Consider the following 14,199-nt stretch of genomic DNA (forward strand, 5'->3'; position numbering starts at 1 on the left):
GTTCAGTGCGAATGCCGTCGCTGAGCGTGACGGATCAGACCGACTGCTCCGCTCACCAGAACCAGGGCGCCGATGCAGAGGAGCACGGTGGCGGTGATCGTGCCAGGAGTCATCCCGAGCGCCCAGTCGGCGACGGCATCGCTGCGATCGCGGTCGATCAGCAGCCAGAGGCCGAGGCCGGCGAGCGTGACGAAGACCGCACCCCACACGACGGCCGCCCAGCGCGTGCGCGGCAGCGCGTCAGCTGTCGATCCCTCTGCGGATGCGGGAGGGATCGGTGTCATGGTGTCGATGCTCATTCTTCGCCGTCCTTGCGTTCGTAGACCGTGATGGAGATCTCCCCGGCGGTCTGTTCGATGGTCATCTTCTGTCTTGTCACGATCGGGCCCTCCGCGCTGATCGTCTCAGCGAAGACGCGTTCGTCCTCACCGTTGGTGCGTGCCTGCCAGGTCCCCACATCGATCACGGTCCCGGTCGTCGGGTCGACGCGCTTCCACACGATCGAGGCGGTGCCGACGGTGGCTTCGAGATCGAGTTCCACTCCCTCCGAGACGGAGATCAGCGTGCTGCCGGTGCCCTTCTCGACGCTCATCGAAGGGGGCGTGCCGTCGTATGGGTCGAGGGTGATGTCGAGGTTTCCGAACGGCTGCTGGATCCCCAGAGAATGGGCGTTGCTCGCCCAGGCGTCGCCGAATGTGAACTGTCGCAGTGTGGCGACGCCGGTCGCGACCGCACCTCCGACCAGCACCAGCACGGTCAGGAATGCGAGGAAGCCGCTTCGGCGGCGAAGTGCACCGGCGATGATCATTCCCACCGCGAGCACGAGCGCCGCGGAGAGCAGTCCCACGGCCAGCCGGAGCCGCTCGTCGCCGCCGGACCAGAGCCCCACGGCGGCGCCGGCCACCAGCGCCAAGCCGATCACCGATGCGACGAGGGCGAAGCTCGCGCGGGGGTTCGATGCGCGCCGGATACGCCGGCGTTCTGCAGCCTCGGCGGCGAAGGCCGCCGCCACCGTCTGCCGCTCGCGCCGAGCCTGGTCCCGCGCTGCGCGCTCGGCATCCTGCTGCTGGCGCCGCCAGGCCTGATCCTGCTCCTTCCAGGCTGCGTGCTGCCGGCGCCACGCGTCGAGATCTTCCGGGTTCTCCGGCCGCTCCGGGAGCGGGGCCGGCGCGGGCGGCGGGCTCGTGAGGAGAGCGGATGCCGGAGCCGCCGAATCGGCGAGCGCTCCGGCATCCGACTCCAGCGCGTCCGCGTGCTCGACGGCACCCGAGCCGTCGAGCACAGGAGACGCATCCGGGGCCGCATCGTTCGTGGAAGCCATCGACGGACGAGGCGCGGAAGCACCCGGGGTGTGGCGCGCAGCGCGCACGATGAGGACGATCAGCGTGCCGACGAGCACGAGTCCGACGATCCAGGCGATCACCGACAGGGCGGTCCAGTCCGCGTACCAGAAACCGAACAGTGATCCGGTGATGGGCGCCGTCGGAATCAGTCCGATCACCGCCATGCCGAGGATTCCCAGCTGTGTCGGCTGGAAGTCCTGTGCCAGCAGATCACGGGTGTGCACCCGGCCATCGGCGTCGGGGAGCAGCGCCCACGCGACGGCGTAGAGGAAGATCGCCGGCAGGCCGAACAGCGCCGCGACGACGAACACGCCGCGTACGATCAGCGGGTCGATGCGCAGTCGTGCGGCGATTCCCGCGCACACGCCGCCGAGCCACCCGTCCGAGCGGATGACACCGAGGTCGGCAACCCAGAGGAAGAACTTGTCGGCGGGAGGCACCGGCGCAGCGGGCGAGGTCGTATCGGCAGCGGGTGGCGGCGCGGTCGGAATCGTCATGATTCGATCCTTGCGCCCGGCAGCGGGCCTCGACCATGGGGTGTTCCCCTGAGTCGACCCTGATCTTCGGCTGCTGGTCTGCCCTGGTCGCCTTCCGGGTGATTGGATGGCGACATGTCTTCTTCGGCTCCGATCGTGCCGGTGCGACCCGCGCCGGTCGCTCCGCCGCCGCGTCCGCCGCTCGCTCGCGATCGCGAATGCCTGGTCGCCGGGGTCAGCACCGGATTGTCACGGCACCTCGGAGCGCCGCTCTGGGCCGTGCGTGCGCTGTTCGTCGCTCTCACCCTCTGCGGCGGGGCAGGAATCCTGCTCTATGCGTGGTGCTGGGTATTCATGCCCTGGCAGCCGGGGGAATCAGCGCCGACGCGGAGGGCGCCGGTCGCATGGCTGCTCCTGGTGCCGGCGAGTATCGGCACCCTGCTGGTGAGCATCCGATGGGCCGCCGGGGACTCGTGGGGTGCTGACGCTCCTGTCAGTTCCTCGACTCTCGCGCTCGCAGGCGCAGTGGTGTTCGCGACGGCTGCGAGTCTGTGGGCGACGCTCATCGATCGCACCGACACCGCGAGAGGGCCGCGGCACACGGCGGTGATCCGGATCGTGGCGGTGGCGCTTCTCGTGCTGGTGTTCCTGATCGTTCTCGGGCGGCCGTTCGGTGGAACAGCCTTCGCCCTGATGCTTCCTCTCGCCGGGCTCATGGCGGTGGCCTCGTCGACATTCATCCACCGCTGGCGGGAGCTCGCCGGGGAACGCGTCCGGCGCATCCGTGAGGAGCAGCGCAGTGAGATGGCCGCGCACCTGCATGACTCGGTGCTGCAGACGCTCGCACTGATCCAGAACCGGGCCGGTGCCTCGAGCGAGGCTGCTCGTCTCGCTCGCGCCCAGGAACGGGAACTGCGGGCGTGGTTGTACGACGGCGATGCCCCGGCCGACAGCGATCTGCCGACCGATCTGCGCGACTATGCGGGCGGACTGGAACTCGACTATCCCGTGCGCATCGACGTCGTCTCCGCCGGTCTGTCCGCCGAACGCGCGAGCGGAGAGCTTGCGGCGGCCGCGCGCGAGGCGATGCTGAATGCGGCGCGGCATGCCGGCGGCGAGATCTCGGTGTACATCGAGGGCAACGGCACCGGGGTCGACGTCTTCATCCGCGATCGCGGCCGAGGCTTCGTCCTCGCCGCCGTCCCGAGCGACCGCCTCGGGGTCCGGGAATCCATCATCGGACGGATGCGTCGCGCCGGCGGCACGGGCACCGTGCGCAGCGACGAGAACGGAACAGAAGTGCATCTGCACATCGACACGGCAGGGGATGACCGTGGCTGACGGCATCCGCGTCGTCATCGTGGACGACCATTCGATCTTCCGCTCCGGGCTCCGGGCCGACCTCGATGCGAGCGTCGAGGTCGTCGGAGAGGCGGCGGATGTGCCGTCGGCGATCGCGGTCATCCGGGCCACCGCCCCGGACGTGGTCCTGCTCGACGTGCACCTTCCCGGCGGTGAGGGGGCGGATGCGGCGGGCGGTGAAGCGGTGATCAGAGGCAGCGCTCCGACGGCATCCCGCTTCCTCGCGTTGAGCGTCTCCGATGCCGCCGCAGACGTCGTGCGGGTGATCAGGGCCGGTGCCAGGGGCTACATCACCAAGGGGTCATCCGGCGTCGAGGTGAGCAGCGCGGTTCATGCCGTCGCGGGCGGCGATGCGGTGTTCTCGCCGCGCCTGGCCGGGTTCGTGCTCGACGCCTTCGGGGCGGTCGCCGGGGAGACGGCGACCGCCGACTCCGAACTGGATCGACTCTCGGCTCGTGAGCAGGAGGTCATGCGGCTGATCGCCCGCGGCTACGCGTACAAAGAGGTCGCCGCCGAGCTGTTCATCTCGATCAAGACGGTCGAGACGCACGTCTCCGCTGTGCTGCGCAAGCTGCAGCTCTCCTCGCGGCATGAATTGACCGCGTGGGCCTCGGAGCGACGGCTGCTGTAGCGCCGCGCGCCTCAGGCGGCGAGCCAGAGACCCTTCGGGTTGGTCGCGATCCTCATGCCTGCCGCCACCGTCTCGTCATCGCCGATCTTGGCACCGCGCGCGATGCGCGCGCCGGCTCCGACCTCGGTGCGGACGCCGATGTGTGCGCCATCACCGACAGCGGCACCCTGGCCGATGTGCGCGTGCGCGTCGATGAAGGCGCCTTCGCCGATCACGGCATCCGGTTCCACCCACGCGCCGCGAGCGACCTTCGCCCCGGCGGCGACCCGCGCGCCCGGTTCGATATACGCGCCCGCTTCCACCATGGCCCTCGGATGCACCTTCGCGCCGTGCGCGACGAGACCCCGGCCATTCGCGTGCTTGCGGTAACGCAGCGTCGCTCCCTGGTCGTTCTCGATGTCGACGTAGTTCTTTCCCACGATTCCTCCCGTGCCCGGAGTTCTCCGGATATATCAACAACCACGGGTGGTGCGGATTCATTCCCGCCGAGGGATGCTGTTCACCTCTGGCAGAACGGACACCAGAACGTGATCCTCTCGCGGGTCGGATCGGCCCCGAGTTCGCCCCTCTGAATGAGGGTTCCGCAGCGTCGGCACGGGCGTCCGGCGCGGCCGTAGACCCACGTCGTCTGCCCAGGGCGGTTGACACCGGTGAAGGTGCGGTCGGGCCGGTCGCGATTGGCTCGAATCGTTCTCACGCCGAGGTCGAGAAGGGCGGCGACATCGACGTCGGGTGTCGGCGTCGTCGGCAGCACACCGCGCAGAAACAGCAGCTCCGCGGCGTATTCGTTCCCGAAGCCCGCGACGTTGCGCTGATCGAGGATGGCGACGTGGATGCTGCGCGCATCCGCGCCGAGTCGCCTCACCGCCTCCCGCGCATCCCAATCCTCGGCGAGCGGATCCGGTCCGAGATGGCCGACCAGGCTGTCTTCTTCGCGTGTCGGCACGACCTCGATCTCGGCCAGATCGACGCCCACCGCCTCACGCTGCTCGGTGCCGACGACGGCCCGCACCTTGTACGCCGGATGCCGCCACTTCTCGCCCGGTCGGTAGACGAACCAGGCGCCGTCCATGCGCAGGTGCGAATGAACCGTGCTGTCGCCGATGCGCAGCAGCAGGTGCTTGCCGCGCGCTTCAGCTCCATGCACGCGCTGGCCGCGCAGATCGATGGTCGCCGCGCGAGGAACACGGAGATCGAAGCGGGTGACATCGGCTCCGGCCAGCGCCTCGTCGAGGCGGCGGGCGGTGCGGTGAACGGTGTCGCCCTCGGGCATCAGACGGGTCCGGCCGGTGGCGCCCCGGCGCCCGGCGGAGGTGGCAGCAGCGGTGTCGGGGTGGCGCCCACAGGGGGCGGTGGCGGATTCTGAGTCCGTCCGGAACGGTCGAGCATGGTCCGAGCCAGCATCGTGGAGCCGGCGACCGCGGCGGGCATGGCCACGACCGCACCGAGCGGAATCAGGAAGCACAGCTGCGTCGCGACGCCGAACCCGAGAACACGGGCCCTGCTTCCGGCGAAGAGCGCAGCGCGGTCCAGCGGCGTCAGATCCCTGGCGTCGAAGGCGCGCCCGGTGAGCTCGCGCGCCAGCAGGCGTCCGGTGAAGATCACGCCGCCCACCGCGCCGAGGACTCCGCCGACGATCGGGATGAGACCGACCACGAGGACGAGAATCGCGATGAGCAGGCCGAGCAGCACCAGTCGCACCCCTTCGCCGAGCGCGTTCCAGAAGCCGCCTCCGTCGACGGGCTGTTCGCCGCCGAGGTCGGATTCGACGGCCCGCCAGATCCGCTCGTAGAAGGGATCGCCGATCGTGAGCGCGAGGGCGCTGAACACGGAGGCGGCCAGCGCCAGCGCGGCGATGAACACGACGATTCCGACGGCTCCGCGCACGACGCCGCGCCAGGGCTCGGTCCAGCCGGAGGCGAACGGGGTGATCCACTCGGCGATGCCGCCGAGTGACAGCAGCAAGGGGACGAGCGCGGCGGCCAGGAGCAGGAAAGCGACCACGGCCGGGATGAGGCCGAGCGCCATCAGGCCCGGCCGAGTGCGCCACATCCCGAATCCCCGCAGCAGCAGGCGGACTCCGGCACCGAACTCGCGAATCATGGATTCAGCCTATGCGGCGCTCGTGGTGGCGGCAGAGCTGCGCACAACTTCGGATGCCGCAGGCGACACGCCGCAGAATCGTTCGCCTGCGTGGCGTGTCTCGAGGTCGGTCCGAAGTTGTGCACAGCCGCTCAGATGGCTTTGCGCAGGGTGTACCCGCGGGGGGTCACGACGAAGCCGGCCTCCTGAAGCGCGATCGCCAGAACCGTGCCGTAGACGCCTTCGCCGTTCACCTTCTCGACGGTGAGCGTGTCGAGCCGCCTGGCCCTGGCGGTGGTCGCCAGGTCGGATGCCGCCGCCTGCAGCACATCCGGGTCATCGCTGAACGACAGCACGGTGCGGCCGCCGCGCTCGAGATACAGCACGAGCTCGCCGTCGACGAGCACGACCAGACCACCCGCCTTCCGTCCAGGACGGTGCGAAACGCCCTCGCGGCGCGGCCAGCCGAGCGCGGCACCATAGGGATTCGCGGGATCGGTGGCGGCGAGCGTGATGGCCTTCCGAGGCGGGGGATCGCTGAGTCCGGCGAACGTGCGCAGACGGTCGACCGTGGCGGATGCCGCGAACTGCGCCGCTCCGAGCTTCTCGATCACGTATCCGCGGCGGCAGTGCCCGGCCTCTTCGAAGCCGGCGAGCACGCGATACGCCTGGGCGAAACCGCCGGGCACGCCTTCGGCCTGCACCGCGCCGCGGGTGACGACGCCGTAGCGATCGAGGAGAAGACCGGCGGTGACGGTCGCCCGGCGTGCCGCATCTCTCTCGGCCGTGGGGAGCAGCGACCATCGTCCGCCGGCCGTCGTCGGTCGCGCCGTCGAGCGTGCCAGGGACATGCCGCGGTAGGTCCGCGCCCGTGGAGCACGGCGGGTCACCCGATGCGCCTGCGACCCGCCGCCGAGGAGTGCGCGGATCGGCGCGAAGGTGTCGTTCGTCACCCGTCCGGCCCAGGTCAGGTTCCACAGTGCTTCGAGCACGGACTGCTCGTTCTCGGCGCCGGTCATCTCTTTGAGCTGCGCGGCGAAGTAGGCGCCACCGGCGCTGAGAGATTCGATCAGACGCGCGTCCAGCGAGTCGGTCGCGAGGTCGTCGTCCGGTTCGGGAAGTGTGAACGGCGCGAGATCGGCGGGATGCAACGAGACCCAGCCGTCGCGCCCCGGCAACGTGCCGTGTCCCGACCAGATCACTTCGCCGCTGGCGGTGAGCTCGTCGAGCAGGGCCGGCGTGTAGTCGCTGACGCGTGAGGGCAGGATCAGCGATTCCCATGCGCTCGCCGGGATCGGCACTCCGGCCAGCTGCTCGATCACGGCGAGCACGCCGTCGAGGCCCTCCTGCGGTCGAGTGAGGTGCTGCCATTCGGGGAGGAAGCGCGCGTACGCGGCGGGTGGCACCGGCTCGACGCTTCCGCGGATCGCGGCCAGCGACCGCATCCGCAGTCGGCGCAGCACCTCGGTGTCGCACCATTCGATGTCGGAGGCGCTGCCGGCGGCCTCGGGCAGGAAGTAGCCGCTGGTGATGCGTCCGGCGTTCTCGAGTCGTTGCAGCGTGTGGCGCGCGACGGCGGTACCGATGCCGAATCGAGTGGCCACGGCGTCGGTCGGGAAGGGCCCGTGGGTGCGCGCATGCCGGGCGACGAGGTCGCCGAGCGGGTCGGCGACCGGGTCGAGGAAGGCGACGGGGATGCCGGTGGGCAGTGCGACCCCGAGTGCATCGCGCAGGCGTCCGGCGTCTTCGATCGCGGCGACCCGGGTGGCCCCGGCGATGGTGACCGGGATGGCGCGGCGTGCGGCCACGAGGGCGTCGAGGTGGGCGGATGCCGCGTCCGGCTCCTCCAGCCGTGCGGCGACCTCGAGGGCATCCAGCGGGCCGAGCAGGCGCAGCAGGTCGGCTGTGCCCTCGAGCCCCCGTGCGTGACGTTCGGGATCGAGGCGCTGCGCCTCCTGTTCGAACTGTGTGATGACGGCGGGATCGAGGAGTTCCCGCAACTCGACGGTGCCGAGCAGCTCTCCGAGGAGCGCCGGGTCGACCGAGAGCGCGGCGGCGCGACGTTCGGCCAGCGGCGAGTCGCCCTCGTACATGAACGCGCCGACGTAGCCGAAGAGCAGATCGCGCGCATACGGCGAGGGCTGCGCCGGCTGCGTCTCGACGAGCCGGACACGGCGGTCGGCGATCGCGGTGGCGAGCTTTCGCAGCGACGGCAGGTCGTACACGTCCTGCAGCACCTCGCGCAGGGTCTCCAGGATCACCGGGAAAGTCGGATGCCGTCGCGCGACCTCGAGCAGTTGTGCGGAGCGCTGGCGCTGCTGCCACAGTGGCGATCGCCGATTCGGATTCGTCCGAGGCATCAGCAGCGCCCGCGCTGCGCACTCCCGGAAGCGCGAGGCGAAGAGAGCGGAGCCGCCGACCTCTTCCGTCACGAGTTGTTCCAGCTCGGCCGGATCGAAGACGAACAGCTCCGCTCCCGGCGGCTCTGCTTCGGCATCCGGGATGCGCACGATGATGCCGTCGTCGCTGGCCACAGCTGATCCTTCGACCCCGAGACGTTCCCGAACGCGCGCGTTGATGGCCAGCGCCCACGGGGCGTGCACTTTCATGCCGTACGGGGAATGAAGGATGACGCGCCAGTCGCCGACCTCGTCGCGCCCGCGCTCCACCGTGAGCGTGCGGTCGGTGGGGAGCGTGCCGGTGGCCTCGCGCTGCTCGCTGAGGTGCGCCAGCAGATTGGCGCGGGCCTGCTCGTCGAGTCCGGCGTCGATGAGCCGCTGCGCGGCCTTCTCGGGGGTGGCCGCCGACACCTCGCGGGAGAACTTCCCGAGCGCCTCGCCGAGCTCGTACGGCCGGCCGATGCCGTCGCCGTGCCAGAACGGCACTTTGCCCGGCTGGCCGTATGCGGGGATGACATTCACCCGGTCGTGCGTGATCTCGGCGATCCGCCAGCTCGTCGTGCCGAGGGTGAAGACGTCGCCGACGCGCGACTCGTAGACCATTTCCTCGTCGAGCTCACCGACGCGGGCGCCGGTCGTCTCGCCGGCGACGAAGACCCCGAAGAGGCCGCGATCGGGGATGGTGCCGCCGCTCGTCACGGCGATCCGCTGGGCTCCCGGTCGTCCGGTGAGCGTGCCGGCGTCGCGGTCCCAGACCAGGCGCGGGCGGAGCTCGGCGAACTCGTCTGAGGGATAGCGGCCGGCGAGCAGATCGAGTGTCGCCTCGTACGCCGAACGGGGGAGCGACTGGAAGGGCGCGCTGCGTCGCACCGTCTCGAACCACTCCTCGACGCCGATTGCTCCGAGGGCACTGGCGGCGACGGTCTGCTGGGCGAGGATGTCGAGCGGATTGCGCGGCACCTGGATCGCCTCGATCTTGCCCGCCAGCATCCGCTCCGTGACGATCGCAGTGTGCAGCACGTCGCCGCGGTGCTTGGGGAACATCGCGGCGCGGCTGATCTCACCCACCTGGTGGCCCGCTCGCCCGACTCGCTGCAGACCGGATGCCGCGGAGGGAGGTGCTTCGACCTGGATGACGAGGTCGACGGCACCCATGTCGATGCCGAGCTCGAGGCTGCTCGTCGCGACGACGCAGCGGAGCACACCGGACTTCAGCTCCTCCTCGACGAGGGCGCGCTGCTCCTTCGACACCGACCCGTGGTGCGCTTTGGCGAGCACCGGATCTGCTCCGGCGGTGGCGCCGGCCTGCGCCATCATCGCCGCGGGCACGGTGGCCTCGGGAAGAGCGATGCCCATCCGCTCGGAGTAGATCTCGTTCAGGCGACCGGTGAGACGCTCGGCGAGCCGCCGGGAGTTGGAGAACACGATCGTGGAGTTGTTCTGCAGGATGCGGTCGACGATCGCCTCCTCGACATGCGGCCACACCGAGCCGGTGACCTCCGTGTACTCGGCATCGGCGGCTTCGCCGGGGACGCCGGGCGGTGGCGGGGGATTGGTCATGTCGTCCATCGGGACGACGACGCCGATCTCGAAGGTCTTGGAAGCCGGTGGAGCGACGATCTCGACGGGGGACGAGCCGCCGAGGAACCGTGCGACCTCGTCGATCGGCCGGACGGTGGCCGACAGGCCGATGCGCTGCGCGGGCGCGGCATCGGGATCGTACGACTGCCGCAGCGCGTCCAGACGCTCCAGGCTCACGGCGAGGTGCGCTCCGCGCTTCGTCGCCGCGACCGCGTGCACCTCGTCGATGATCACGGTGTGCACGCCGCGCAGCGTCTCGCCGGCGCGGCTCGTGAGCATCAGATAGAGAGACTCCGGCGTCGTGATCAGGATGTCGGGCGGGTCGGAGACGAGTTTCCGCCGGTCGCTGGAGGTGGTGTCGCCGGAGCGGACGCCGACGGTCACGGCCGGAGCCGGGATGCCGAGGCGCCGCGCGGATTGCCCGATTCCGACGAGCGGCGAGCGAAGGTTGCGTTCGACGTCGACGCCGAGCGCCTTCAGCGGCGAGATGTAGAGGATGCGGGTACGCGGCTCGCCCTTGGCGGGCGGCGCGGCATCCGCCATCCGCTCGCGGAACACGCTGTCGATCGCCCACAGGAAAGCGGACAGGGTTTTTCCGGAACCGGTGGGCGCGACGACCAGCGCGTGCTTTCCCGCCGAGATCGCTTCCCACGCGCCCGCCTGGGCCGGTGTGGGGGCAGCAAAGGCACCCCGGAACCAGTCCTGCGTGGCCGGGGTGAAGCGGTCGAGCACGTCGCTCATCACTCCATCATGCGGCCTGCGTCCGACATCGGACCCGATGTGCCTGGCGGTCGGTCAGGAGCGGCTACTCGTTCGGCATCAGGATCCACAGGAGGATGTAGGCCCAGAGCGAGAGCCCGGCGAACAGGACGAGGATGACGGAGAGGATTCTCACGGTCGACGGCTTCATGTCGAATCGCCGAGCGATGCCGGCGCAGACGCCGGCGATGACGCGGTCGCCGCGAGGGCGTACGAGTGAGTTCATGCCTCCATCCTCTCTCGGGTGTCGGCGCGACGCAGCGTTCGCGGCGAGGTTGGGTGATACTGAGGCCAGGAGGCACGACATGAAGCTCACGACCCCGGCCACGCAATCCGGCTACATCCTGAACGGCTCATCCGTGCAAACGCCCGGTTGGCTGCCACCCGAGAAACCGCGCAAGGAGCCTGCCAAGGCCCGTGGGGTCATCATCGCGGCGGTGGTGCTGATCGCCGTCATCGGCGCCGCGATCGCGGTGTCCGTGAGCGTGCTCGCGCCCTCCACCAGGGATATCGAGATCGCGTCGACCTCGGGCATCGTCGACATCGACGGCGAAGACGTCGCGGTCCTCGTCTACCAGGACTCCTCGCGACCGGGGCTCTTCGTATCGGGCTTCCAGACACGGATCTCCGCGATCCGCACCTCCGACGGCGAACAGCTGTGGGATCAGCAGCTCAACGACGATCTGATGGGCGATGCCGTCGTGCTCGCCGGCGATGCGAATCTCGTGTACGTCGGCAGCGACGACGGCCTCGTCATCCTGGATGCCGCCACCGGCGCCGTGCGCTCCCAGGGGCTTGAGATCGCCGGTCTCGGCGCCGACGCGGTGCTCGCCGCCAGTGCCTATGGGTATGACGCGGAGGCGAACGCGGTGGTCGCCCTCGCCGGAACCGGGCAGGTCATGCAGCTGCCCGTCGGACAGGAGCAGGCGACGTCCGCCGATGCGGCGCTCGCCGGGCGCTGGAAGGACGTGCTGAATGCCGGGCCCTTCTACGACGACACCGTCCTCGTCGACCAGGTCGAACTCGCCGTGTCCGGAGAAGGCACCACCTACGAGGTGGAGTCCGTCTCCGAAGCCGTCGAGCGCGATGCCCTCATTGCCACCTCCGCCGATGGTCGGGCCGTCTTCCGGACCGAGCTCGTCGACATGTCGATTCTGCCGGCCACGGATATCGGCCCCCGACGCGGTGTGATGCTCGAAACCGGACAGTTCCTCGACGGAGATTTCGGCGACATCGATGAGGACGACATCCAGGCGCTCATCGAGAAGGTGATGGGCACGGGGCCCGACGGGAACATGCCGCCGGCGCCCGCCGGTCTCGGGCAGGGGTTCCTGCTCGTGCAGCACAAGGAATCGGTCAACGCCGAGCTGATGGCGCTGAGCAGCATCGACGCCGAGACCGGCCGGATCGTCGACACGGTCGAGATGAAGGTCGACGCTCTGCGCGCGCTGACCGGCCCAGGAGGGACGACGGCCGTGATCGCCGCCGCCCCCGACGCCTGGCGGCCGAACACCATGGTGGTCCTGCAACCGGACGGAACTCTCCGAACGGTCGAGGTCGGCACGCTGCCCTGGTGGCAGCGGCTGTTCATCTAGTTCATCTCGGCAAGCACCCCTTCCGCGTCGATCTCGAGTGTGAGGTCGAGATCGAGTCGCGCCAGGAACGCATCGTCGTGGCTGACGACGAGCACGGCGCCGCGGTAGGCACGGAGCGCCTCGACGAGCTGATCGACCGTGTCGATGTCGAGGTTGTTCGTCGGTTCGTCCAGCACGACGAGATGCGGTGCCGGGTCGGCGAGCAGTACTCGTGCCAGCGCGACGCGGAAGCGCTCGCCGCCGGACAGACTCGCCACCGGCCGGTCCACGGTGCCGCCGCGGATCAGGAAGCGCGCCAGCCGGTTGCGCAGTTCCTTCTCCGGGATCTGCGGCGCCGCTTCCGCGATGTTCTCGATCACCGAGCTGTTCTCATCGAGGCCGTCGATGCGCTGCGGCAGGTAGCCGACCCTGCCGGTATGGGCCGTCGCGCTGGCGCGCGATTCATAACTCCGGAGATCTGTCCCAGATTCGCCCGAATCGGTTCGCTCGGGTCCGATGTGCTCGGATTCTCCGGAGTTGTGGACAGCATCCGCCGCACTCTCGACGAGCCGCTGCAGCAGGGTGGTCTTGCCCGCCCCGTTCCGTCCGATCAGCGCCGTGCGCTCTGGACCCCGGATGACCCACGCGCGTTGCTCATCGCTGATCGTGGCGATGCGGCGACTGCGTGACACCAGCGGATCCGGCAGCTCGATCTTCATCGAGGCGTCACCACGGAGGCGATGACCGGCCTGATCGAGGGCTGCGCGCGCGGCCTCCTCCTTCTCGCCGACCTCGACGCGCAGCCTTCCCGCCGAAACCTCGGCGGCCATCTTGCGGCCGTGCGCGACGATCTTCGGCACCCGTTTCTCGAGTTCCGCCTTGCGAGCGGTCCTGGCGCGGTGCGCGAGTTTGGTCTCGGCCTCGATCCGCTGGCGCTTCTCCTTGCGGAGCACTTGGGCGGCGGCCACCTCGGCCTGCTTCGCGGCATTCTGCTCGGCATCCAGCCATGCTCGCCATTCGGAGTACGGTCCGCCGAACACGCTCAGCGTGTGCGCGTACAGTTCGGCGGTGTCATCCATCAGTTCGAGCAGTGCGACGTCGTGACTGACGACGATGAGTGCTCCCTTCCATGAGGTGATCATGGCGGCGAGCTTCGCCCGCGCGTCTCGATCGAGGTTGTTGGTCGGCTCGTCCAGGAGCGTGATCGGCGCTCGCCGAAGGCGGATGCCGGCGATCGCGACGAGCACGGCCTCGCCGCCGGAGAGTTCACCGACCCGGCGGTCGAGGAACGACGGATCGAGTCCGGCTTCGGCGAGGGATGCCTCGGCACGAGCCTCGATATCCCAGTCATCGCCGACCGCGTCGAAATGCGCCGGATCGACATCTCCCGCGGCGATCGCGCGGACCGCATCGAGCGGGCCGGCGACACCGAGAAGATCGGCCACGCGCCGATCGACATCGAGGGACAGTTGCTGCGGCAGGTACGCGACTTCGCCGGTGACCTGGACCACGCCGGACGTGGATTCCAGGTCGCCGGCCATCAGCCGCAGCAGCGTGGACTTACCGGAGCCGTTGCGGCCGACCAGCCCGGTACGGCCGGTGCCGAACGAGCCGGAGACCTGGTCGAGCGCGGTCGAGCCGTCCGGCCAGGTGAGGGTGAGGCGGTCGAGGGTGACCGATGCGTGCAGGGTTGGTGTTGACATTGAGCGTCTCCCGGAGGTGTTCGGGGTGCGCTGACGCCGGGCATCCGGGGACGTCGAAGAATCGACGCCGGAAGGCGGATGCGGCCGTGTGAGTCGGCGATCGTCGGGTCAGCGCGCGGAAAGAAGAGCGCGGAGGCGACGGATCAGATCAAAGGACTTCCAGACACGGCGGACAGGACCCGTCGACTGTACTCCGGGGGTGTCGCGCCTCGCAACTCCCGGGCGTGTCGCGGGCCACCGCCGCAGCGCGAACGTCGCAGAACCGCAGGAATCTCGCAGGGATTCGCCG

Annotated in this window: 11 protein-coding genes; 3 read left to right on the plus strand and 8 right to left on the minus strand. The window is 69.7% G+C overall.

Annotation, left to right across the window (positions count from 1 at the left end; all coding sequences use genetic code 11):
- Positions 1-2 precede the first annotated feature (2 nt).
- Together LTA6_RS10410 and LTA6_RS10415 are read right to left on the minus strand one after the other, a co-directional pair.
- Positions 3-299 (minus strand): hypothetical protein, encoded by a 297-nt coding sequence (locus LTA6_RS10410; protein ID WP_407357781.1) that lies wholly within the window; start codon positions 297-299, stop codon positions 3-5.
- Positions 296-1,840: a PspC domain-containing protein gene (locus LTA6_RS10415; protein ID WP_407357782.1), complete on the minus strand. Its 1,545-nt coding sequence runs from the start codon at positions 1,838-1,840 to the stop codon at positions 296-298. Before LTA6_RS10415 ends, LTA6_RS10410 begins: the two co-directional genes overlap by 4 nt.
- A gap of 114 nt (positions 1,841-1,954) precedes the next feature.
- On the opposite strand from LTA6_RS10415, the gene LTA6_RS10420 reads away from it, so the two are divergent.
- A complete protein-coding gene (locus LTA6_RS10420) occupies positions 1,955-3,160 on the plus strand; it encodes a PspC domain-containing protein (RefSeq protein WP_407357783.1) in 1,206 nt (401 codons plus the stop codon).
- Positions 3,147-3,812, plus strand: coding sequence for a LuxR C-terminal-related transcriptional regulator (locus tag LTA6_RS10425; RefSeq protein WP_407357784.1), 666 nt, complete (start codon positions 3,147-3,149; stop codon positions 3,810-3,812). Before LTA6_RS10420 ends, LTA6_RS10425 begins: the two co-directional genes overlap by 14 nt.
- Before the next feature lie 11 nt (positions 3,813-3,823).
- Here LTA6_RS10425 and LTA6_RS10430 read toward each other — a convergent pair whose 3' ends face one another.
- From LTA6_RS10430 to LTA6_RS10450, 5 genes are all read right to left on the minus strand, one after another.
- Positions 3,824-4,231: a transferase gene (locus tag LTA6_RS10430; protein WP_102191599.1), complete on the minus strand. Its 408-nt coding sequence runs from the start codon at positions 4,229-4,231 to the stop codon at positions 3,824-3,826.
- 80 nt (positions 4,232-4,311) lie between these two features.
- Positions 4,312-5,085, minus strand: a complete 774-nt coding sequence (locus tag LTA6_RS10435) for a DNA-formamidopyrimidine glycosylase family protein (RefSeq protein WP_407357785.1) — start codon at positions 5,083-5,085, stop codon at positions 4,312-4,314.
- Positions 5,085-5,915, minus strand: a complete 831-nt coding sequence (locus LTA6_RS10440) for an EI24 domain-containing protein (protein ID WP_407357786.1) — start codon at positions 5,913-5,915, stop codon at positions 5,085-5,087. Before LTA6_RS10440 ends, LTA6_RS10435 begins: the two co-directional genes overlap by 1 nt.
- Positions 5,916-6,046: 131 nt before the next feature.
- The gene (locus LTA6_RS10445) at positions 6,047-10,615 is read right to left on the minus strand and encodes an ATP-dependent helicase (RefSeq protein ID WP_407357787.1); all 4,569 of its coding nucleotides are present in this window, start codon (positions 10,613-10,615) and stop codon (positions 6,047-6,049) included.
- A 64-nt stretch (positions 10,616-10,679) separates the two neighbouring features.
- Positions 10,680-10,859 (minus strand): PspC domain-containing protein, encoded by a 180-nt coding sequence (locus LTA6_RS10450; RefSeq protein ID WP_341978208.1) that lies wholly within the window; start codon positions 10,857-10,859, stop codon positions 10,680-10,682.
- A 79-nt stretch (positions 10,860-10,938) separates the two neighbouring features.
- Here LTA6_RS10450 and LTA6_RS10455 point away from each other — a divergent pair, with 79 nt between their 5' ends.
- Positions 10,939-12,228 carry a PA2928 family protein gene (locus LTA6_RS10455; protein ID WP_407357788.1) on the plus strand — a complete coding sequence of 430 codons (1,290 nt, stop codon included), beginning with the start codon at positions 10,939-10,941 and terminating at the stop codon, positions 12,226-12,228.
- On the opposite strand, the gene LTA6_RS10460 is transcribed toward LTA6_RS10455, so the two are convergent.
- Positions 12,225-13,910, minus strand: coding sequence for an ABC-F family ATP-binding cassette domain-containing protein (locus tag LTA6_RS10460; RefSeq protein WP_407357789.1), 1,686 nt, complete (start codon positions 13,908-13,910; stop codon positions 12,225-12,227). The two genes, LTA6_RS10455 and LTA6_RS10460, sit on opposite strands and share 4 nt — an antisense overlap.
- Between the last annotated feature and the right edge of the window lie 289 nt (positions 13,911-14,199).

Source organism: Microbacterium sp. LTA6, assembly GCF_045690355.1.
In the GTDB taxonomy this organism is placed as follows: Bacteria; Actinomycetota; Actinomycetes; order Actinomycetales; family Microbacteriaceae; genus Microbacterium.